This window comes from Pseudoalteromonas caenipelagi, assembly GCF_013140855.1.
GTDB classification, from domain to species: Bacteria; Pseudomonadota; Gammaproteobacteria; order Enterobacterales; family Alteromonadaceae; genus Pseudoalteromonas; species Pseudoalteromonas caenipelagi.
Window position 1 is genome coordinate 1 of record NZ_JABBPG010000017.1, and the last position, 20,412, is coordinate 20,412.

Genomic DNA, 20,412 nt, shown 5'->3' on the forward strand with positions numbered 1-20,412 from the left:
TGAGCGACTTCGAGTCTAAATTCAGGAGAATAAGTTGGACGAGTTCTTTTTGTCATATTTGCACCTAATCAGTTATGGTGATTCTATCACCTCTAATCAGGTGGCCAAATTTATTGTGCCACTACAACAATAGCCGCTTGTGACTTGAAGGAATGCGACCAGGCCCAGCGTTAAGATATGGCTGGCTATCGCCTTGCGGTTGCTGGAATCTAACAACCTGCGTAACACCAGGCTTTGAGTTAAACAACTGGCTGTCTTGGTCTTCGGTTAACGTATCGCCTGTACGTAAACTTAAACAGCGCCCTCCAGTGCGATTTTGCGCTTCAAGCAAAGTGACTTCCATTCCTGTTTGCTGCTGGAGTAGCTCATAAGCTGCCGTTAAACCAGAAACGCCAGCACCAATAATAATGGCCTTTTTACCTGTAAATTTACCCGCAGTAAGCTTAATCGGACCTGGTGTTACCTTAAGTTGTTGATTGGTAGCATCGTCCAGCGCAGCATGCGCTTTGGCTTTTGGGTGTTGTTTTAAAAACTTCGCACGTGATTGGTGGTTATCCATGGTTATCCTCCTAGAAACATGCACCGGAACGCTCCGATGCATAATCGCGCACTTTGCGATCGCTTCTAAACTTAGTCCAAAGGTTTAAAAATGCGAATTACGAGGTATTACATCATGGTGTCTGTTTTGGCAAGATTGGGAGGTTGTTTGGTATCGAACTGGGTCGCTACAACCTCATCACTCTTACCTAAGTGTTTGTACTATCTGCCCTTGTTCTGAACTGACATGCACGTGAGCATAAGCGCCGTTAAACAAGGTCATATTTGGCGGTAAATGGCCTATATCGGCATCATAAATAACTGGGATTGAAAGAGCGCAGATCACATCTAACAAAGCTTGCTCTGAGCGAATATCTTTAGTGCCATCATCTGTGACTGCATTACGCCCAACCAACAAGCCGTTTATCTGCTCAAACACGCCTCTAAAACGTAAGCTCAACAAAGCTCGTTTCAAAGCGGTTGGCGAGAGTTCTGCATTTTCGATATATAAAACAATGCCTTCAGGGGCAAAGCGCTGCTTTAATTTTGCCAAGTCTAAATAGTCTGTTCCAATCAAGTACTGTAATGTATCTAAACACCCACCGATCAACCGCCCTTTGAGCGTTACAGCACTATCTTGAGGATACGTTTTCCACCTAGTTTGCTCTGTACTACGCAATACGCTATCTGGGTTGTTAGCAAACGACTCGCCCTGTAATTGGTACAATGTTGATGAGTGCTGCAAAAAGCGATATCCCAGCTGCGCACTTTTTAGATGCTCCAGTGTTTGCCTAGTTAACGCATCCTTTTCATTAGGGTGCAGCTGCATTAAATTTGCACTGTGCATACTTGACCAACCAAGTTTGCTCATTAACGCAAGCTGCACGGTGCTAATATCAGAAAAGCCGAATAGCCACTTGGGCTTGGCCGTCTTCAGGCGATCAAAATCTAGTAGAGGTAAAATTTCCATCGCAAATTCTCCACCCCAAGGTGGCGCAATCGCAGCAATACTATCGTCGCATAAAAATGCCATCAACTCTGCTGAGCGTTGCTCAGGCGTAGCACTGACATGTTGATAGTTCTCTTGTAAACATTCGCCTTCAATTACATCAAAGCCTGAACTTCGCAAGTGCGTTAAAACACGCTCTAAACGAGGATGAAATGCTTCATTCACCCCTGAAGAAAAAGCGGTTACCGCTATTTTGCTGCCAGGCTTTAACGTCGACGGATAGAGTATTTTTTCCATTAAAACCCATTTTCCTAAATATCTATTTCCAATACTCTATAATTTTAGAGACTTTCTGCCCTTTAAACTCAAACACACTTAAGTGATTTTCTGGCTTTCCCTCAAATATTTGCTGGCGCTCAACCGATACCGCATCATGACCTACTATCATTGCAACCAAGGTATAACGTGGCCCTGTATAGTTGTATTCACCCGCCTTTAAAAACTTAACAGTGTTGTTGTATAGATGTTGGCGTGAGTACGTTCCTCCATAAACTTTATGAACATACTGAAAATCATCTGTATACTGGGCAAACAGTGCATCAACATCTGCTACGCTCGACCCTTTTAACAATACCGCATTTTGCAATGCATTGATGACCTTAACTCGCTGCTCAAGTTGCTTGGGGGTCATGCTTTCAATTTCAGTTTTGCTTTCATTTGCGTGTAATACCGTAGAGAGTAATGTCACCCCTATAGCGTATACTAACTTCCATAATGACTTCATAAGTGCCTGCATTTTTTATTGTAATTAAAGGTACAGTAGCTTAATAGCAGAACCACAGCAACAGTAGATTTATGGTCATATAGAGCACAAATCTATTGTGCAATTAAGTATTAAACCGAGATATATATCTCAGTTTAATAACCAACACTTAGGTGCTATTGCTCAAGCGTATGATCCACACGGATCACTCCATATCTAACCCATGAGTCAGCCAGAAATTCGTCATGTTCACAAGTCAAAGCTAAGATATTGTGAGCATACTAGGCAACCACCATAAAACCAACTTACAAATAACAATCTAAAATTTAAAACACCCCATATAATTTAGGAAATTCAACAATTTAAAATTGATGAAAAAAATAAAAATAAAACCACCAAAGCCTCCTTAGCAAATTACACTTTATTATAACCACACTATTAAAAATTTAATAAAACCAATATACACAACTAACAACCAGAACTCACTTCACTCACAAAAGAGAGGCAAAAATCATTAAAAATTAAAAATTTAATTTTTTAACCTCATTATTTGCATTCCAAAAGATATTAGTTATCTTTTTATTGAACCCATTATACGATGATCAATAAAAGGATTTTAGTCATGTCAAAAAATTTAAAGAAAACCCCATTAGCTCTGGCTGGAGCATCTTTAATTATCCCTATTCAAGCTATTTCAAAAGAAGGAAACACCCTTTATGGCACATCTGATAGCCTCAAGGAATCAGTTGAGTTAAATGAAGTAAAAAATACGCTTAGGATTAAAATAAAAGATACAAAATTTTCAGATATAGAAAATAAAATTAATACCCTAATAAAGCGCTTATATGAAGATTCTGATTTTTCATCTTACTTTTCAGCAAATAAGTCAGAGGTATACGAAGAACTGGGTATAAATGAAAAGCAGATTCAGTCAGATCCAAATATTAAAGTGCTGGAGCTAATCACTCTTCCAGAATTCAAAAGTGCAACGCAAAGACAAGATTTCGAACAGTTGATATTCATCATGATTGACAACGGATTGATCGGGAAAGATGATTTCAGCTCGCTTGAGAAGAAATATGCCAACTTCCTCAGTGACAATAAGTCAAAATATAAAGAAATTTTTAATGAAAATGGCTTAACAAACCTTTCCGAGGTGCCTAACAACATAGATCCCCAAATATGTGTAACATGCATATCGTTTGCAGCTGTAGCTGTTAATGTTGCAGCTGCTACAAACGTCGTAGCTGCTGTTGTTGCCGCTGTATATGCCGCGGTTTACCTCTGGGGTTGTGACAGTAACCCGTATTCTGAGGGCGTAGACGTAAGTAAGATATTTGGAAGTGTTGCTTTAACAGACAAAAATATAGCAACCAATAAAGATGCGGCAATGAATGCAGCCCTTTTAGGAGGATTTAATGGCTTTGAAAACTATATATACAGAGATCTTGCAAAAATAGAAATAAAGGCATTCTACAATGCAGCCTATAATATTGGGTTGATAGAAAATGAAGACACTCTATCACTAATAATTGACAGCGCTATAGCTGAAATAGATGCATCTATAGAATCTTCGAACTATGCACCTCAGTGCCTATAAGGAGGTGAGAAATGGAATTTCCATCACCAAAAACGCTTACTATATTGCCAACCTATCGATGCACAGCTGCCTGTAAAGAATGCTGCTTTGAGTCAAACCCAAATTTGAAGTCGAAGTTAAGTACTGAAGAAATATTTAGCTGTATAAATGAAGCTGTATCTACATTTCCTAAATTACAGAATGTCGTATTCAGTGGCGGAGAATGCTTTACGCTTAAAGACGATCTATTTTCTGCCATCGCACTCGTATCTTCCCATGGTCTAAAAAGCAGATGTGTCACTAATGGTTACTGGGCAAAAACCAAGAGCAGCGCTATGAAAATAGCCGAAAAGCTATCTCTAGCAGGTCTCTATGAGATTAATTTTAGCACTGGACTCGATCATCAGGAGTATGTAGATGAAAGCACTATAATTAACGCAGTAAAAGCTTGTGTTGACTATAATATAAAACCATTAATTATGGTCGAAAAGGATTCGCACGATTCTAGATGCAGAGTATCTTTAGAAGAAAACCATGAAATCAAGGAGTTAGTAAAAAACAAAAAGTTAATTATTAATAGCAATACGTGGATGCCTTTTCAAAAAGACTATATCGATCGCGGCTTTCAAATCGCACCTGAAGATCTCGATACAGGGTGTGAGCAAGTTTTTGAAAATATTGTTATTACACCACATGGTAGAATATCTAGCTGCTGTGGTTTAACTTTCGAACACATCAATGAGATGAAAATTGGTAATATTTATAAAAAAGATTTTTTAAAGATTGCTTATGAATCTCAACTAGAAGATTTTTTAAAAATTTGGATAAAAGTTGATGGACCCGCTAAAATTATAAAGATGATTATGGGGGATAGTTATACGGAAGAAAATATCGGAACAATAAGTCATAACTGCCAAGCTTGCGTATATTTGCACAAGGATGAAAAAATACGAGCTAAATTAAAACAAAGGTACCCCGAATTTTTACCTAGTGTAATGTTCAGATACAAAGCTAAGCATGGATTAGAATCTCGTTTAAATGAAAGGATTAGATATGGAAAATTATTATAATGTTCAATATGGTTTCTCATTTTTATTTATCATTACATTAATAATAGCTATTGCGTTTTTTATATTAAAAACCAACAGCATTACAGCTTATTTATTATTCGCAGTAGCACTAGCAATATCTTTGAACTTTTATAGTTTGAGCATTAGCGTTTCGAATAGTGAAGTAAAATGGAAAATGGGGTTGGGGTTAATTTCAGGCACTATTGCAGTGAATGAAATAGAGCAAGTTAGTTCAGTAAGCAACCCTTGGTATTCAGGCTGGGGAATTAGGCAGATTGATAATGGAAACCTCTATAATGTATCAGGTTTTGATGCTGTTCACATTAAACTGAAAGATGGTAAAAACATTCGATTAGGCACGAATAAACCTAATGAACTCGAGTCAGCTATCAAAAGTAAGTTGAGTGAATAATTATTTCTAATTTATTTTTCTTACCTTGCAATACATAGTGAGATTCAATATGTTGATCTCACTATGTATTAAAACAACTGATTGAAATTTCTCACCTCCCCGGCGGTAACACACCTCTAAACTAGAGTTTTCCAATTTAGTCCGCTAAGCAATGGATGGCAGGTCACTTAGCGTCTATTCCCCGCTAATGAAAAAGTTAAATTCTCTTATTTTTCAACTAGTTAATAATTAACATATGAAATTTCAAGCACCTTTCCTTTAAAGCTCTGTGTGAGCTAAAATATTACACAACTTCAAAAAGCATGATTTTAAATATAATTAAAATATAATTTGACCTCTCCCCTTCACTCGCGTAGAGTTCTCTCCAAGGTTTGAGAAAAGACCTATTTTGTTGCATCCCTCGTCGTCTTTATATGTACTACTCTAGTAAACATTTTTAATACTTCGCGTTATCCTCAGTAAATATTTATTTCCTCATGCTTAATCGCCAAAATTTTTTGGCAAATTTTATTAAATAATTTCTAGGATATCTATAATATGTCTACTATTACAACTGGTTCAGTAAAGTGGTTTAACGAAGCAAAAGGTTTTGGTTTTATTGAACAGCAGTCAGGTCCTGACGTTTTCGCTCATTTTAGCTCTATTGCTAGCGAAGGCTTTAAAACTTTAGCTGAAGGTCAGCGCGTTCAGTTCACTGTTACTCAAGGTCAAAAAGGACCTCAAGCAGAAAATATTGTTTGTATCTAATACGTTTTAATTAACGTATCTAAACAATAGATTATCGCTTCACTCATCTTCTTACATGAGTGGAGCTATTTACCCACCTAACTAACAATAAAACCCCATCAACTGAAAAAACACATCAACATAAATAATATTTATAAATACCCACAAACCCACATAAATTATATTCACATTTTTACGCCTCGCTGATTTTTATATCATAAAAACACCATTTTAGAAGTCACTTTTAAATTATAAATTCAGCATTTGTTCTCGGTAGCTAAGATTAAATAACTCCACAAAGCCATTCTGATAAACACCAGCATATTTTATAGATGCTTTTTCCGCAGCAAAGTTCTAATCACCTTATCTAAGTATTCAGCGTCCATCATAGTCCAGCGTTACTTTCGTCGTACGCAGGCTTTTAAAGTAGCCTATCTTTTCAATTGGTTCAGTTTTGCATGTCTGAACGTGCTGAAATTTTCAGCCCCATAGACCTTATTTATTGGGCAGCTTTCCTCTTAGAATGAGACATCAATAACCCAGTGTAATTGGACTAATCGAATTTTGTATTTTTTGATTCTAGAGTTGAATATGTTAAAGAGAATACTAAACGCGTCGATAACAAGTTAAGATTGAAACATACAAGGAAAAAGTATGAAAATTGGTACGCAAGGAGGTAGCTTGATACAACCTGCCGTTTCTCTCGCTAGCAAGGAACAACCATCATCACAAAGCAGTAAAGCTGAACTGTCAAATAAACAAGGCTTGCTTGCTGACGTCTACCATAAAAACTCAGTCAAAGATCCTACACCAACTTATGATCGGCCCCTTTCTATATCATCTAACGATGAAGTTGTAACAAAAACGGTAGATGAAGCGCTGGATGATATCGCGCTTGCAACTGCTCACCTGTACACACCGGGCGGAGAACTTTCCCAGTCAGTTGAGCGAATGACTATACAATACGAGAGTATAATGTCTGAGCTAAATGAACGGAAACCTCAACTTGCAAATAAAAACTGGGGCATTTCGATAACTGAATCTGGTGAGTTACAAGCGACAGGCTCTTTAACTGAAGATGAGCGAACATTGGTAGAACAAACGCTCAATAGCAACGATGAATTTGTTGCTGCTGCAAATGATTTTAAGTCCAGCTATTTAAAGTATATTGATATGGAAGTACGCGGCTGGGCAAGATATGACGTTAACGAAGAAAATTTCTCACAAGTTTTTGATCTTAAAGATATGTTAGATAACTCAAAGGCCAATGACGAGTTTAAAAGTGCATGGGGTTATGAAAGTAACTGGATGAAGTTACACGACAATATTTCTGCACAATTAAGTAGTAAAGCAAGTCAATATTGATAACGGCAGCGTCGCCTATTTAGTGAGTTAAGCTTCATTACGCTCTGTTAAGGCGAATAATAACAAAAGGCAGGACACTAAGGTTTTAATTAGTTTAAAATAATGGGTTTAAGAAATTAAAGTGCCTGTCCTTTTAGACCGTTCCTTAGCGCACTAGTAACCCCTTATAACGAAAAAGAATGCGCAAATAGCGAAAATAACCAAAATGTAAATTAGGAGAGGACCAGGATTACCGTTTTTGGCCTCGGACGCTAGATAGGCATTAAACGCTTTTTTACTTTGTCTGCGTCCATATTTAGACGCAAGATTGTGGTTCCCTGCTGACACAGTTCCCACCGTAACATATTCTTTTGCGGAAGCTAATGTAGGTAGTGGTCCAAAGTCTGTATTACCGTCCGATTTAAGCACGTACCAACTAGAACCATTTTTTACGATAAAACGACCATCTGAAACCAAGTATTGCCCTGCTTCAATCCTTTTAACTGTTGTCATGACTGGCCCATTGCAACTAACAATTCATTCTTCACCAAAGTCGTGCGTTTCAACACCCCAAAACAACTGACATTGCTTACTAATCACAACACTAAACCGTAAAATATATTGTAGGCATGAAGTTGAGACTCTTAAAGGTGAGATGTGTAAAAGTAGGCTCTATTGGACAGCATGTTTAGAGAAACGAGCTTGAATATCGCTGACCGACTTAGAATAAACTTACTTTGCTTCACATGAGACTTTGAAATACAGTAATAAAAAACTCTGAAGATAACTTCTGCTATTTTGAAGTAACACATGGGAGATGGTGGAAGACGCTTTGTAACTCCCCCTAAAATGAAGGCGCTTTATGAAATTTCAGACATAAAAAAACCCTAACATCAACATGCTAGGGTTTTTCTAAAAGCATTTAGTGCTTAGGGGGTGATGTTTATTACATCATGCCGCCCATACCACCCATGCCGCCCATGCCGCCCATATCTGGTGCAGCTGGCTCATCTTTAGGTAGTTCAGCAACCATCGCTTCAGTGGTGATCATAAGACCCGCTACTGATGCTGCAAACTGTAGTGCAGAGCGCGTTACTTTAGTTGGGTCAAGAATACCCATTTCGATCATGTCGTTGTATTCGCCGTTTGCTGCGTTGTAACCGTAGTTACCTTCGCCAGCTTTAACGTTATTTACAACAACTGATGCTTCGTCACCCGCGTTTGATACGATTTGACGAAGTGGCGCTTCCATTGCACGAAGTGCTACTTTAATACCGTGGTTTTGGTCTTCGTTGTCGCCACGCAAATCAGCAAGCTTGCTTGCAACACGCACTAACGCAACACCACCACCAGGTACTACACCTTCTTCAACCGCTGCGCGAGTTGCGTGTAGTGCATCTTCTACGCGGTCTTTTTTCTCTTTCATTTCAACTTCAGTTGCTGCGCCAACTTTGATTACTGCAACACCACCAGCAAGTTTTGCCATGCGCTCTTGTAGTTTCTCTTTGTCGTAGTCTGACGTTGCTTCTTCGATTTGTGCTTTGATTTGTGATACACGACCGTCGATAGCTTCTTGCTCACCAGCACCATCAATGATAGTTGTGTCGTCTTTGGTGATCACAACGCGCTTCGCTGTACCTAAGTCTTCAGCCGTTGCTTTTTCAAGCTCTAGGCCGATTTCTTCAGAGATAACGGTACCGCCAGTTAGGATAGCGATGTCTTGTAACATTGCTTTACGACGGTCACCAAAGCCAGGCGCTTTAACCGCAGCTACTTTCACGATACCACGCATGTTGTTTACAACGAGTGTTGCAAGCGCTTCGCCTTCTAGGTCTTCAGCAATGATAAGGAGTGGTTTGCTGGTTTTAGCAACCGCTTCTAACGTAGGTAATAGCTCACGAATGTTAGAGATTTTCTTATCAACTAATAGAATGTGTGGGTTATCTAGCTCAACCGCGCCTTTTTCAGCATTGTTGATGAAATATGGAGATAAGTAACCACGGTCAAACTGCATACCTTCAACAACGTCTAGTTCGTTTTCTAGCGACTGACCTTCTTCAACTGTAATTACACCAGACTCACGGCCCACTTTTTCCATTGCGTTAGCAATGATGTCACCGATTTCTAAATCAGAGTTTGCAGAGATAGTACCTACTTGCGCGATTGCTTTAGTGTCAGCACATGGTACTGAAAGCGTTTTAAGTTCAGCAACAGCAGCAATAACTGCTTTGTCGATACCGCGTTTAAGGTCCATTGGGTTCATACCCGCAGCAACCGCTTTTAAACCTTCGTTTACAATAGATTGTGCAAGTACTGTCGCAGTTGTTGTACCGTCACCCGCTGCATCATTTGCTTTAGACGCAACTTCTTTTACCATTTGCGCACCCATGTTTTCGAACTTGTCTTCTAGTTCGATTTCTTTTGCTACAGATACACCATCTTTGGTGATCACTGGTGCGCCAAATGATTTGTCTAAAACAACATTACGACCTTTAGGGCCAAGAGTTACACGTACTGCGTTTGCTAAAATGTTTACACCCGCTAGCATCTTAGTGCGAGCATCGTTTGCAAATAAAACTTCTTTTGCTGCCATTGTTAAAATTCCTATTTAATTTGGTTAATTTGAAAAAAGAAAAGTAGGATTAGCCTACAATGCCCAAAATGTTATCTTCACGCATGATCAGGTACTCTTGACCTTCAATCTTTTCAGTTTTTTCAACATAAGAGCCAAATAGCACGGTGTCGCCTGCTTTTACTTCAAGCGCTCTTACTTCACCATTGTCTAGTACGCGGCCATTACCTACAGCGATAACTTCACCACGAGTTGACTTCTCTGCCGCAGAGCCCGTTAAAACGATACCGCCAGCAGATTTTGTTTCTTCTTCAAGACGCTTGATGATTACGCGATCATGTAAAGGACGAATGTTCATTTGTTATGTTCTCCTAACAGTTTCTGAACAACTACAGAAAAATTCTTAAAAACTCAGTTGCCATCATTTATGGGGGTGACAATTTTAAAATCCAAGTAAAAAAGTGAAAATTTTTTAATCTTTTCTTTGGTACTCACCTTCAATGGTGTTAGGTGTGTGGTCTTTATCTTGAAAATGCGTTTCACCATGACGTTCAAATGATTCAGGCGAATTGTTTGTATGAGTAAAAGTGCTATGGGACTGATACATGCTTGATTGCATCTTCACTGTGACTTGTTTCATCAGTGCTTTTGCTAATTGTGCGCGAATGGCTGGTGTTAGTAACATAAATCCCAACACATCGGTCATGATCCCTGGTGTCATCAGTAGCACACCCGCTATAACCACACATAATCCTGTAAACAACTCAGTTGCAGGCATTTGTCCCTGTGCCATTTGGCCTTGTACATTACTGTAGGCGCTTAAGCCCTGTTGCTTAACCAGTTTTGCACCGAAAATTGCGGTTAAAATCACCAACGCAATCGTTGCTACGCCACCAATAATGTCACTCACTTGAATCAGCAGTGCTATTTCAATGATGGGCACCACAATAAACAGTACAAATAAAATACGAAACATACTTTCTCCTAAGTTAATGAAACTTAAATATGGGTTGTTCGGTCTCATTTCAAGCACAAACAACATCATCGCCTATTGAGCCGCTGTTTTGCTTTTATCTATAGACACTTGGGATAGGTATTAGTTTGAGCTACTATGGCAAAAGTTTATTCTTTGTGAAGGTATAAGAGCATGGCTCCCCAGTACAAATTAATTATGACCACTTGCGATAATCAGCAAAATGCAAGTTTACTTGCAAAGCAACTTGTTACGTTAAAGTTGGCTGCATGCGTCAATATTTTACCTACCATTGAGTCTGTTTATATGTGGCAAGGCGAAGTTGTACAACAAACAGAAACGAAATTATTCATAAAAACCAAGTCAGATAAACTAAGCAAAGTGATAAGTACCATCAAAGAACTGCACAACTACGATGTACCAGAAATTCAGGTGCTAGATGTAACAGGTGGCAACTTAGCTTATTTTCACTGGATGGATGAGGTACTTAATTAATGCGTACGCTGCTATTTATTTTTTCACTTATTTGGCTATTACCTGCTAATGCAAACAACGATATTCTCAATAGCCTAATTACCCCTAAACAGGATACCTTTTTACCCGTTAATAAGGCCTTTAAATTTGACTTTGATCAACAGGGAAATATTTTATTTACCGGCTGGGATATCGAACCTGGTTACTACTTATATAAGAAGAAACTCGAAATTATCGCCAAAGGGGCCGACATAAAAGTCCCAGAGTACGGCAAAGGCGAAGAAATAGAAGATGAATTTTTTGGCATTACTGAAGTGTATTTCAATTCATTTTCGCTGGTCTCTAAACTTAGCAACATCAGTGAAAACGCAGTAGTAAAAATTCGTTACCAAGGATGCGCGGAAGCGGGCCTATGTTACCCACCAGAGGTGATCACCATCCCGCTATCACCTCTGCCTAAGGCAGAAGGTGCTACCGATGCCACCAGCACAGCACCTAGCAAGAAAGCACCTGCTGTCGACACCAACAACGATAACCAACAGCTGTCTTTTAGTGAACGCCTCGCCAATCAGAGCTTACTGACCAATTTAGCCATCTTTTTTATGGTCGGTGTTGGCCTAGCATTTACACCTTGCGTATTCCCTATGTTTCCGATTCTGTCTAGTTTGATCGCAGGTCAACAGGGGCTATCTACCAAAAAAGCATTTAGCTTGTCGTTTGTTTATGTGCAAGGCATGGCTGTAACCTATGCGCTACTAGGCTTAGTTGTTGCAGCATTGGGAGGACAAGTTCAAGGCTACATACAGCACCCTGCAGTGCTTATCAGTTTTAGTTTGTTATTTGTTTTATTGGCAATGGCCATGTTTGGTTGGTATGAAATCAAATTACCTAGTGGCTTAATGAACAAATTAACCGCTATCAGTAATCAGCAAAAAGGGGGGAATTACATTGGTGTATTCGCCATGGGCGTGCTTTCGGGTTTAATTGCTTCTCCTTGTACCACAGCGCCACTTTCAGCCGCGTTATTATATGTTGCGCAAAGTGGCGACTACTTTATTGGTGGCATTACGCTATACGCTTTGAGCTTGGGCATGGGGTTACCGCTACTTCTGCTAGGTACATCGGGTGGCAAACTATTACCCAAAGCAGGCGCTTGGATGGAGCAAGTAAAAATATTGTTTGGCTTTATCATGCTTGTGGTGCCACTTATTTTACTCGAACGTATCCTCGATTTTAACATCATACTCTGGTTGGCCAGTGGCCTTATGCTAGCAACAGCTTTGTATCTTCACCATTGGCAAAGCCAACAAAGTACTAGTGTGTTCAAAACCATACTATGGGGAATTGCATCACTGTTGCTGATCGCCTCATTACTCGTTAGCAAACAACTTATTTGGCCAGCTAAAACAATTAATATTACGCAGCAACAGCAAGGCGTGAAAAAGTTTCAGCTAGTTGAGGATTTAGACGCTCTTAGAGAGGCCATCGATAAAGCGAATCAAAATGGTCAAATTGCCATCGTTGATCTCTATGCGGATTGGTGTGTAGCCTGTAAAGAGTTTGAAAAATACACATTTTTCGAACCAGAAGTGCAAACTCAATTCCAACACTTTTCATTATTAAAGCTAGATTTAACTCAAAATGATAAGAAAAGTATCGAAATCATGAAAGAGTTCAATGTTTTTGGTTTACCGACAATGTTGTTTTTTAATAAACAAGGTAATGAGCTGTCAGATCTGCGAATAACAGGCTTTATGGGGCCTACTCCTTTCTCTTCACACCTCAAAAAGGTGCGTGACTCCGTAAAATAATCCCGAATATGTGTACACTGGCTAGCTTTAGCCAGTGTACTTCCTCTGATTAGACCAGTATTTTGCTGCTATTTACCTCGAAATATCTATAATGGACATAGAAAGTGAGAAAAAGTTGCTATTTTGGTTTAAAGCGCTTAATTTAGATACTATCTTTTTTATAAACACTTAGTTTATTTCAATTTTGGGGATTTTCACGGATTATGACCGCAAAGTTAAAGATTTTAGTCTTAAATGGGCCAAACCTTAATATGCTTGGCCGTCGTGAGCCTCAAACCTATGGCACACTGACGCTTGACGAGTTAATGACATCACTAGATGAACATGCTCAACAACTCGGTGCCACACTCTCGCATCTGCAAAGTAATAGCGAAGCAGAGCTTATCAATACAATTCATGATGCATGGCAGAAGATTGATGCCATCATCATTAATCCCGCGGCTTTTACGCACACCAGCATTGCGCTGCGGGATGCACTGCTAAGTGTAAATATACCTTTTTATGAAGTGCATATAAGTAACGTATATGCACGCGAACCCTTTCGTCATAAATCCTATTTTTCTGACGTGGCGCAAGGGGTTATATGTGGATTAGGCGCAATAGGCTATCAGGCTGCACTGCAAGCAGCGGTGAACAAATTGCACAACAAAATTAACTCAAATTAACTAACAGGCGGGTCATTATGGATATTCGCAAGATTAAAAAACTTATCGAATTAGTAGAAGAATCAGGTATTGCTGAACTAGAGATCACCGAAGGTGAAGAGTCAGTACGTATCAATCGTTATAGCAATGCACCAGTTGTTGCTCAACCTCAGCATTATGCAGCACCGGCACCAGCAGCAGCGCCTGCACCTGCGGCGGCTCCAGCAGCAGCGGTACCTGCGGCTGAGTCAGCGCCAGCAGCACCAACGGGCCATCAAGTACTTTCACCTATGGTTGGTACTTTCTATGCGGCAGCATCTCCAGAAGCACCTGCATATGTTGAAGTTGGTTCAAAAGTAAATGTAGGTGACACGCTTTGTATCGTTGAAGCGATGAAAATGATGAACCAAATTGAATCAGATAAAGCAGGTGTGGTTAAAGCAATTCTTGTTGAAAATGGCGAACCAGTTGAGTTTGACCAGCCACTATTCATCATCGAATAATCACGCAATAAGAAGGCAAACGCTATGTTAGATAAAGTAGTCATTGCGAACCGAGGTGAAATAGCACTTCGTGTATTGCGTGCCTGCAAGGAGCTTGGGATCAAAACGGTAGCAGTTCACTCAACTGCTGATCGCGATCTTAAGCACGTACTTCTTGCGGACGAAACCATCTGTATCGGCAAACCTGCCGCATCTGAAAGTTACTTAGATATTCCACGTATTATCGCGGCCGCTGAGATAACTGATGCAGTAGCTATTCACCCAGGTTACGGATTCTTATCAGAAAATGCAGACTTTGCAGATCAAGTAGAGCAAAGTGGATTCATCTTCATTGGCCCTAGAGGCGATACTATCCGCTTGATGGGTGACAAGGTGTCTGCAATTGAAGCTATGCGCAAAGCAGGCGTACCATGTGTACCTGGCTCCGATGGCCCACTCACCGCAGACAATGATCGCAACATCCAAATCGCGAAGCGTATTGGTTACCCTGTGATCATCAAAGCAGCTGGCGGCGGCGGTGGTCGTGGCATGCGTGTTGTCCGCAGTGAAGCTGAATTGGTTGACTCAATTGCATTAACACAACAAGAAGCAAAGCAATTCTTCGGCAATGGCATGGTTTACATGGAAAAGTTCCTAGAAAACCCACGTCATATCGAAGTACAAGTATTAGCTGATGGCCAAGGTAATGCGATTCACTTAGGTGAGCGTGACTGTTCAATGCAACGTCGCCACCAAAAAGTGGTTGAAGAAGCACCAGCACCAGGTATTACGGCTGAGATGCGTAAATTCATCGGTGATCGCTGTACACGTGCATGTATCGAAATTGGCTATCGTGGTGCGGGCACATTTGAGTTCTTATACGAAAATGGTGAGTTCTACTTCATTGAAATGAACACCCGTATTCAGGTTGAGCATCCTGTAACTGAAATGGTTACTGGCGTCGACTTAATCAAAGAGCAATTAAAGATTGCTGCAGGTCAGCCTTTGTCGATTACACAAGATGATGTTGTGATCCGTGGTCATGCGATTGAATGCCGTATCAATGCTGAAGACCCTGAGAGCTTCATCCCATCTCCTGGTAAAATTACCCGTTTCCATCCTGCTGGTGGTTTAGGAATTCGCTGGGATAGCCATATTTATGCTGACTACACAGTGCCTCCTTATTATGATTCAATGATTGGTAAGCTGATCACTTATGGTGAAAACCGTGATGTTGCCATTGCTCGCGCACGTAATGCGTTAAACGAGCTAGTCATTGATGGCATTAAAACTAACACGCCGCTACATAAGAGAATTTTAGCGGATGAAAATTTCCAAAGTGGTGGTACTAACATTCACTACTTAGAGAAAAAGTTAGGTTTATAAGCAAAAATAAGAAAGCCGACAATCGTCGGCTTTTTATTGTCTCTAATTCAAAAACACCTGAATTTGCTCTAAATTTAATCACTTGATTTACAGATAGTTAAATTTATGCCTTTTGCTAGTGACAAGGCATTTAAAAGTTTTTATACTGCAACCCGCTTATCAGGATATAGAAAGGCTTTTTTGTATTCTGTCTCAAGTATGGCCCCTTAGCTCAGTTGGTTAGAGCACACGACTCATAATCGTTAGGTCCCCAGTTCGAGTCTGGGAGGGGCCACCATTTTCTTCCCTTGTAAAATTCTCTTTGTTAGCCTTTTATAAAATTCTTTAAAGCGATTAAAAAATGGCACCAAACTTTGTCGATGCCAATTAAGCTTAACTCACACAAATGCCGTAACGGGGCAATATCACGTCAACAATGTTTAGACGATGTTGCTTCGCAGCATCATGGAAAAGCTTCCAATCCGAAACTAGAAAGTCATGACTAAATTCATACTCATCCTCATCTCCATCGTGAAGCTCTGTTCCCAACGCTTTATGCTTCCAAGACCCCATACCTTTGGGGATGTATGATAGCTGACAAGCACCTACTCCAAACTCATCGTTGCTGATGGCGTCTAACCACAAAGCTAGGCGAGTTTCGCCACAATCCATTTTGAAGTCTTGATAGCATTGCATTATCTTTTCTTTCAGTGGCTCATTGAGTCCTGTTTGAGCTCTGCCTAAGTACATTTGATAGACTTTACATAACTCATTTGCCGCTGCTAAAAAGTCGATAGGGTTATTGCGCTCAACGAGCTCCCCAAGGCCATTGGTGTAACTCCAATGCTGGTGGGGTAAATCGGGATTAGACAAAGCCTGTCCATGTCCAAGACTTGGAATATCATCTTGAATCATGTTGTTAAAGTAATTCGCCACTTTTTGAGTCCAGTGCACATCTATCTTGCCATTATGGTCTTTAATATCTCGTACATGATTAAGTTTATGTTGAACACCGGCAAACCCCTGATGTCCCCATGTATCAATAAATACATGGGAGGTTATCCCCAGTAAATGCAAAGCATATGGCCGATGACGATTGCCGAGACACTCGCTGATCATATCTTTTGCAACATAAGAGTTTGGTTTACAAACAAGCTTGCGAATAAAGCTGCCCGATGGGTTACTCCCTGCCGGTAATCCACCATTGCCCGGTAAAAAGTGGAATGGGATCCAAACCTGCCTATTTTTAAGGCTTTGCAGATTTCGATAATCTAACATTTTGTGAGCCGTTGTGATGCGCGCATAAGTCGCACCGTTATTAAATTTAATGTGGCCTTGGTTAGTTGCATCGTCTACATACTGCGACGCATGCGCGATGATTTGCGCTTGCTGATTATTAAAACCAGCAAAGCGCGCTACAACCCAAGTCATTCCAAAATGGAGATCAATTTGCATAATTTTCCTTTTAAGGTGTGAATGTGACTCACTCTAAACCTGTCAACTTATGGCCTTATTACCACAATCAATTATTTGAACTGCAAGGATATTATCAGTGCTTTTTATAAATCACTAAGGTCACTTTATGTTTATTTATATTTCATAGCACTCCAGTGTGCTTACTTTTCAATATATTAGTCTAGACTTAAAGAGCATTCACATAGGCAAAAATATTGGTTTTGTTTGCTTTTGCAAACCGTAAACACTCAACTTAGAGCGCATGACCTTGCATTATGAAATCGCCATATTCAATTAACATCAAATTTTGGCTCAGCATGTTAGCCACTTTAATTTTTTTAGCGTTTTCGGGCGTTACGACTGTTTATACCTACAATGCGCAGTTAGATACATTAATTGAAAGTAGCCGTACCTCTTTAAACAGAGAACTTCCAGCCCTAGCCGCAGAACTAGAACAAGAGCTGGCAAATAATAACCTTGTCAATACGCAATTTGCCATCAACACAAAAATGACCAGTCTCAACTATCAAAATATCGTCGCGGTTGATCAATCAGGTTTAATTATCGTGGCGCCACAACGTAACTTAGCTGGTTTGCACTATCGCGCTTTAGACTTACCCATATCAGCACAAGTTATGGCAAACATAGAGCGTACCAAATTGCTCACAATTAACTATGATAGCGAGCATCACTTCTTTGATGCTTATTATCCACTATCGATTAAAAATCGTGGTGATGGGTTAATTTATGCCAGATACAGCATCGCCCTTGATGTAGACCATTTGATTGATTTAACTATGAGTAAAAGCGCAATAGTCGCTATATGTCTGCTTAGTTTGCTGTTATTTATCGCATTATTTGTATATTTCTTTATTCATAAACCGATACATCACCTTATTGACGTAGGACAGCACCTGCAAGCGCTACAGCTAAACTATAGAGCCAACATTCAAGGCCGAGGGGAGCTAAAACAGTTGGCAGAGTGTGTTAATAAAATGGCAGACAGCTTAGAAGAAAAAATAGCTTCCCAAAAAGCGGCTGAACAATTCGCGCTGACCAAACATGGCTTGTTAGAGAGCATCTTCAAAGCCCTACCAGATTTATTCTTTGTGATTGATTATAAAGGCAAAGTTGTAGAGTTTCACAGTGGCAACGACAATGCGCTTTATACTGAACAAAAAAATTTAGTTGGCTGCAATATTACCGAATTATTGCCAGATGCGGCTTCTAAGCACTTCCAACGCGCTATATTCGATACTCGCTCGAGTGAACAGCTAATATGTTTGGAGTATCCTCTGACCGATGACAATCAATCTAAGTTTTTTGAAGCGCGCTTATCTCCTATGCCATTTACTGAAAATATCGTTATTGTGGTTCGAGAGATCACCCAAAGAAAACGCCAAGAAGAAATGATATTTCATCATGCCTTTTTTGATACGCTGACAAACCTCCCCAATCGCTTTTTAGTTATGGAACGCCTTACCCAACAAATAAAAGAAGCCGTTCGCAGCAAAACCCTCATTGCTGTTATGTTTATAGATTTGGATGACTTTAAAAAAGTAAATGACTCTTTGGGTCATGAAATAGGGGATAAATTACTGATAGCGTCAGCAAAGCGCTTACAAAGTGCACTACGATTGGAAGACACCGTTGCCCGACTAGGAGGCGATGAATTTGTGATTCTACTGAGTAACATACATACTCCGAGTGACGCTCAACCCATTGCGGCAAATCTGGTTAGAAAGTTTCAAACACCCCTACAAGTTGATAAACGCGAGTTTAGTATCTCGATAAGCTTAGGTGTTGCACTGTATCCCCATGATGGTGATTCACCCAGTGAGCTACTGCGTAAAGCTGACTCTGCGATGTATCACTCAAAACAACAGGGCCGCAATACCTTTTCTTTTTTCACCGAGCAAATGAGTCAAGACTTAAGCCGCCGACTGCTGCTTGAAGAGCATTTACGCCACGCTTTAGACTTAGGAGAGTTTGAAGTTTATTACCAACCTCAATTTGATATAAAAACAAATGAGCTGATTGGTGCAGAGGCTTTGCTACGCTGGAACAATAGTGAACTGGGAAGCGTGCCACCCGATGAATTTATTCCTCTTGCAGAAAGTAACGGAGAAATAGTCGAGATTGGTCGATTTGTGCTTAAAACAGCCATAACACAAGCGAAAACATGGTTTCAAAAGCTTAATAAGCCTTTTAAAATTGCTGTTAACCTATCCCCTCGCCAGTTCAAAGATTGCAATCTAATTGATGATATAAAGCAATATATAGGGCAAGCGGAGATCCCGGCATCATTATTAGAATTGGAGATTACCGAAGGTGTTTTGCTGTCGGGAGATGAAAGTGTAAGAAATGCCCTAAAAAGTCTACATCAGTTAGGTTTAGTGATCTCAATGGATGATTTTGGTACAGGTTATTCGTCTCTCAACTACTTACGCCAATATCCATTTGATGTATTAAAAATAGACCAAAGCTTTATCATGGATTTATCTAATAATCGAGAAGCCAGTGAATTAGTTAATTCCATCATCACAATGTCACACAGCCTCGGCCTCAAAGTGATTGCCGAAGGTATCGAAACATTATCTCAATTAAAGATACTAGAACACTATCGATGCGATGTAGGTCAAGGTTTTTTATTAGGTAAACCTATGCCTCGTAAAGATTTCGAAAACTGGATCGGCTTGCCACATCTAGAGTAACTCACTGCGAGCGGAATGCTTTTTTGCAATAACTAACTATGAATATAAGACTATTAAAAAGAATATGTTAGTATTTGGGGGCAAGAGTAAGGATTAGAATAATGAATGTAGAGTTACTGATCAACAAAGCAAAACAAGTGTGCGACAATCGTGGCGCTAGATTTACGCCTATTCGAGAGAAAGTATTTCGCCTTCTAGCCAGTAAGCAAGGTGGTGTTGGTGCCTATGACTTGCTAGAGGAGCTAAAAGTAACGGAAGCAGCAGCTAAACCTGCAACCATCTATAGGGCTTTGGATTTTTTAGCTGAGCTTGGTTTCATCCACAAAATAGAAAGCACAAATTCATTCATGCTGTGTCAACACTTTGACCACATTCATCCAGTGCAACTGCTAATTTGTGATACCTGTGGTAATGTTGAAGAACTACATTCTAGTGTTATTTCTCATGAATTAAATAATTTAGCGGCAGAGCAAGGTTTCATTGTCAGCGCTCAAACAATCGAAGCCCATGGCAAATGTGAAAAGTGTAAAGACTGAAGTGCA

The 20,412-nt window shown here is 39.9% G+C and carries 20 protein-coding genes and 1 tRNA gene; 13 read left to right on the forward strand and 8 right to left on the reverse strand.

From position 1 onward, the window contains the following. Positions 1-121: 121 nt before the first annotated feature. The 3 genes from HG263_RS21785 to HG263_RS21795 all read right to left on the reverse strand — a co-directional run bounded on the left by HG263_RS21785 (position 122) and on the right by HG263_RS21795 (position 2,270). Complete coding sequence (locus HG263_RS21785; RefSeq protein WP_246240062.1) at positions 122-559, reverse strand: FAD-dependent oxidoreductase; 438 nt, start codon at positions 557-559, stop codon at positions 122-124. 183 nt (positions 560-742) lie between these two features. Further along, on the reverse strand, positions 743-1,783 hold the full coding sequence (locus HG263_RS21790) for a S66 family peptidase (protein ID WP_216628536.1): 1,041 nt from the start codon (positions 1,781-1,783) through the stop codon (positions 743-745). Positions 1,784-1,805: 22 nt separating this feature from the next. Next, on the reverse strand, positions 1,806-2,270 hold the full coding sequence (locus tag HG263_RS21795; protein ID WP_171628178.1) for a nuclear transport factor 2-like protein: 465 nt from the start codon (positions 2,268-2,270) through the stop codon (positions 1,806-1,808). Between the two features lie 601 nt (positions 2,271-2,871). On the opposite strand from HG263_RS21795, the gene HG263_RS21800 reads away from it, so the two are divergent. From HG263_RS21800 to HG263_RS21820, 5 genes are all read left to right on the forward strand, one after another. Next, a complete protein-coding gene (locus HG263_RS21800; RefSeq protein ID WP_171628179.1) occupies positions 2,872-3,849 on the forward strand; it encodes a hypothetical protein in 978 nt (325 codons plus the stop codon). Between the two features lie 11 nt (positions 3,850-3,860). Then, positions 3,861-4,898: a radical SAM/SPASM domain-containing protein gene (locus HG263_RS21805; protein ID WP_171628180.1), complete on the forward strand. Its 1,038-nt coding sequence runs from the start codon at positions 3,861-3,863 to the stop codon at positions 4,896-4,898. Next, positions 4,882-5,310: a hypothetical protein gene (locus HG263_RS21810; protein WP_171628181.1), complete on the forward strand. Its 429-nt coding sequence runs from the start codon at positions 4,882-4,884 to the stop codon at positions 5,308-5,310. The genes HG263_RS21805 and HG263_RS21810 overlap by 17 nt, the downstream gene beginning before the upstream one ends. A gap of 537 nt (positions 5,311-5,847) precedes the next feature. Continuing rightward, positions 5,848-6,057 carry a cold-shock protein gene (locus HG263_RS21815; RefSeq protein ID WP_171628182.1) on the forward strand — a complete coding sequence of 70 codons (210 nt, stop codon included), beginning with the start codon at positions 5,848-5,850 and terminating at the stop codon, positions 6,055-6,057. A gap of 633 nt (positions 6,058-6,690) precedes the next feature. Next, positions 6,691-7,401, forward strand: coding sequence for a hypothetical protein (locus HG263_RS21820; RefSeq protein ID WP_171628183.1), 711 nt, complete (start codon positions 6,691-6,693; stop codon positions 7,399-7,401). Between the two features lie 153 nt (positions 7,402-7,554). Here HG263_RS21820 and HG263_RS21825 read toward each other — a convergent pair whose 3' ends face one another. The 4 genes from HG263_RS21825 to HG263_RS21840 form a co-directional block, all read right to left on the reverse strand. Then, positions 7,555-7,893, reverse strand: coding sequence for a hypothetical protein (locus tag HG263_RS21825; protein ID WP_171628184.1), 339 nt, complete (start codon positions 7,891-7,893; stop codon positions 7,555-7,557). A 433-nt stretch (positions 7,894-8,326) separates the two neighbouring features. After that, the gene (gene groL, locus HG263_RS21830) at positions 8,327-9,973 is read right to left on the reverse strand and encodes a chaperonin GroEL (protein WP_171628185.1); all 1,647 of its coding nucleotides are present in this window, start codon (positions 9,971-9,973) and stop codon (positions 8,327-8,329) included. A gap of 49 nt (positions 9,974-10,022) precedes the next feature. Next, complete coding sequence (locus tag HG263_RS21835; RefSeq protein WP_070986334.1) at positions 10,023-10,310, reverse strand: co-chaperone GroES; 288 nt, start codon at positions 10,308-10,310, stop codon at positions 10,023-10,025. 114 nt (positions 10,311-10,424) lie between these two features. Further along, positions 10,425-10,928 (reverse strand): FxsA family protein, encoded by a 504-nt coding sequence (locus HG263_RS21840; protein WP_171628186.1) that lies wholly within the window; start codon positions 10,926-10,928, stop codon positions 10,425-10,427. A 171-nt stretch (positions 10,929-11,099) separates the two neighbouring features. Between HG263_RS21840 and cutA the strand changes: the two genes are divergently transcribed. From cutA to HG263_RS21870, 6 genes are all read left to right on the forward strand, one after another. Beyond that, positions 11,100-11,420 carry a divalent-cation tolerance protein CutA gene (gene cutA, locus HG263_RS21845; RefSeq protein WP_171628187.1) on the forward strand — a complete coding sequence of 107 codons (321 nt, stop codon included), beginning with the start codon at positions 11,100-11,102 and terminating at the stop codon, positions 11,418-11,420. Continuing rightward, on the forward strand, positions 11,420-13,210 hold the full coding sequence (locus HG263_RS21850; protein WP_171628188.1) for a protein-disulfide reductase DsbD: 1,791 nt from the start codon (positions 11,420-11,422) through the stop codon (positions 13,208-13,210). The genes cutA and HG263_RS21850 overlap by 1 nt, the downstream gene beginning before the upstream one ends. Positions 13,211-13,413: 203 nt before the next feature. Continuing rightward, positions 13,414-13,875 (forward strand): type II 3-dehydroquinate dehydratase, encoded by a 462-nt coding sequence (aroQ, locus tag HG263_RS21855; RefSeq protein WP_171628189.1) that lies wholly within the window; start codon positions 13,414-13,416, stop codon positions 13,873-13,875. Between the two features lie 17 nt (positions 13,876-13,892). Further along, positions 13,893-14,357, forward strand: a complete 465-nt coding sequence (gene accB, locus HG263_RS21860; protein ID WP_171628190.1) for an acetyl-CoA carboxylase biotin carboxyl carrier protein — start codon at positions 13,893-13,895, stop codon at positions 14,355-14,357. 24 nt (positions 14,358-14,381) lie between these two features. Continuing rightward, positions 14,382-15,722 carry an acetyl-CoA carboxylase biotin carboxylase subunit gene (gene accC, locus HG263_RS21865; protein ID WP_171628191.1) on the forward strand — a complete coding sequence of 447 codons (1,341 nt, stop codon included), beginning with the start codon at positions 14,382-14,384 and terminating at the stop codon, positions 15,720-15,722. Between the two features lie 200 nt (positions 15,723-15,922). Beyond that, a tRNA-Ile gene (locus HG263_RS21870) sits at positions 15,923-15,999 on the forward strand. 95 nt (positions 16,000-16,094) lie between these two features. Here the strand turns inward: HG263_RS21870 and HG263_RS21875 are convergent. Beyond that, the gene (locus HG263_RS21875; RefSeq protein WP_171628192.1) at positions 16,095-17,156 is read right to left on the reverse strand and encodes a DUF6765 family protein; all 1,062 of its coding nucleotides are present in this window, start codon (positions 17,154-17,156) and stop codon (positions 16,095-16,097) included. Positions 17,157-17,473: 317 nt separating this feature from the next. Between HG263_RS21875 and HG263_RS21880 the strand changes: the two genes are divergently transcribed. Both HG263_RS21880 and HG263_RS21885 read left to right on the forward strand, forming a co-directional pair. Beyond that, positions 17,474-19,870: an EAL domain-containing protein gene (locus HG263_RS21880; RefSeq protein ID WP_171628193.1), complete on the forward strand. Its 2,397-nt coding sequence runs from the start codon at positions 17,474-17,476 to the stop codon at positions 19,868-19,870. A gap of 101 nt (positions 19,871-19,971) precedes the next feature. Then, positions 19,972-20,406, forward strand: coding sequence for a transcriptional repressor (locus tag HG263_RS21885; RefSeq protein ID WP_171628194.1), 435 nt, complete (start codon positions 19,972-19,974; stop codon positions 20,404-20,406). Positions 20,407-20,412 lie beyond the last annotated feature (6 nt).

What these genes read in the sequence shown, in the direction of transcription:
- HG263_RS21785 (WP_246240062.1), bottom strand. Translation starts at nt 559, where the DNA reads ATGGATAACCACCAATCACGTGCGAAGTTTTTAAAACAACACCCAAAA.
- HG263_RS21790 (WP_216628536.1), bottom strand. Translation starts at nt 1,783, where the DNA reads ATGGAAAAAATACTCTATCCGTCGACGTTAAAGCCTGGCAGCAAAATA.
- HG263_RS21795 (WP_171628178.1), bottom strand. Translation starts at nt 2,270, where the DNA reads ATGAAGTCATTATGGAAGTTAGTATACGCTATAGGGGTGACATTACTC.
- HG263_RS21800 (WP_171628179.1), top strand. Translation starts at nt 2,872, where the DNA reads ATGTCAAAAAATTTAAAGAAAACCCCATTAGCTCTGGCTGGAGCATCT.
- HG263_RS21805 (WP_171628180.1), top strand. Translation starts at nt 3,861, where the DNA reads ATGGAATTTCCATCACCAAAAACGCTTACTATATTGCCAACCTATCGA.
- HG263_RS21810 (WP_171628181.1), top strand. Translation starts at nt 4,882, where the DNA reads ATGGAAAATTATTATAATGTTCAATATGGTTTCTCATTTTTATTTATC.
- HG263_RS21815 (WP_171628182.1), top strand. Translation starts at nt 5,848, where the DNA reads ATGTCTACTATTACAACTGGTTCAGTAAAGTGGTTTAACGAAGCAAAA.
- HG263_RS21820 (WP_171628183.1), top strand. Translation starts at nt 6,691, where the DNA reads ATGAAAATTGGTACGCAAGGAGGTAGCTTGATACAACCTGCCGTTTCT.
- HG263_RS21825 (WP_171628184.1), bottom strand. Translation starts at nt 7,893, where the DNA reads ATGACAACAGTTAAAAGGATTGAAGCAGGGCAATACTTGGTTTCAGAT.
- groL (WP_171628185.1), bottom strand. Translation starts at nt 9,973, where the DNA reads ATGGCAGCAAAAGAAGTTTTATTTGCAAACGATGCTCGCACTAAGATG.
- HG263_RS21835 (WP_070986334.1), bottom strand. Translation starts at nt 10,310, where the DNA reads ATGAACATTCGTCCTTTACATGATCGCGTAATCATCAAGCGTCTTGAA.
- HG263_RS21840 (WP_171628186.1), bottom strand. Translation starts at nt 10,928, where the DNA reads ATGTTTCGTATTTTATTTGTACTGTTTATTGTGGTGCCCATCATTGAA.
- cutA (WP_171628187.1), top strand. Translation starts at nt 11,100, where the DNA reads ATGGCTCCCCAGTACAAATTAATTATGACCACTTGCGATAATCAGCAA.
- HG263_RS21850 (WP_171628188.1), top strand. Translation starts at nt 11,420, where the DNA reads ATGCGTACGCTGCTATTTATTTTTTCACTTATTTGGCTATTACCTGCT.
- aroQ (WP_171628189.1), top strand. Translation starts at nt 13,414, where the DNA reads ATGACCGCAAAGTTAAAGATTTTAGTCTTAAATGGGCCAAACCTTAAT.
- accB (WP_171628190.1), top strand. Translation starts at nt 13,893, where the DNA reads ATGGATATTCGCAAGATTAAAAAACTTATCGAATTAGTAGAAGAATCA.
- accC (WP_171628191.1), top strand. Translation starts at nt 14,382, where the DNA reads ATGTTAGATAAAGTAGTCATTGCGAACCGAGGTGAAATAGCACTTCGT.
- HG263_RS21875 (WP_171628192.1), bottom strand. Translation starts at nt 17,156, where the DNA reads ATGCAAATTGATCTCCATTTTGGAATGACTTGGGTTGTAGCGCGCTTT.
- HG263_RS21880 (WP_171628193.1), top strand. Translation starts at nt 17,474, where the DNA reads ATGTTAGCCACTTTAATTTTTTTAGCGTTTTCGGGCGTTACGACTGTT.
- HG263_RS21885 (WP_171628194.1), top strand. Translation starts at nt 19,972, where the DNA reads ATGAATGTAGAGTTACTGATCAACAAAGCAAAACAAGTGTGCGACAAT.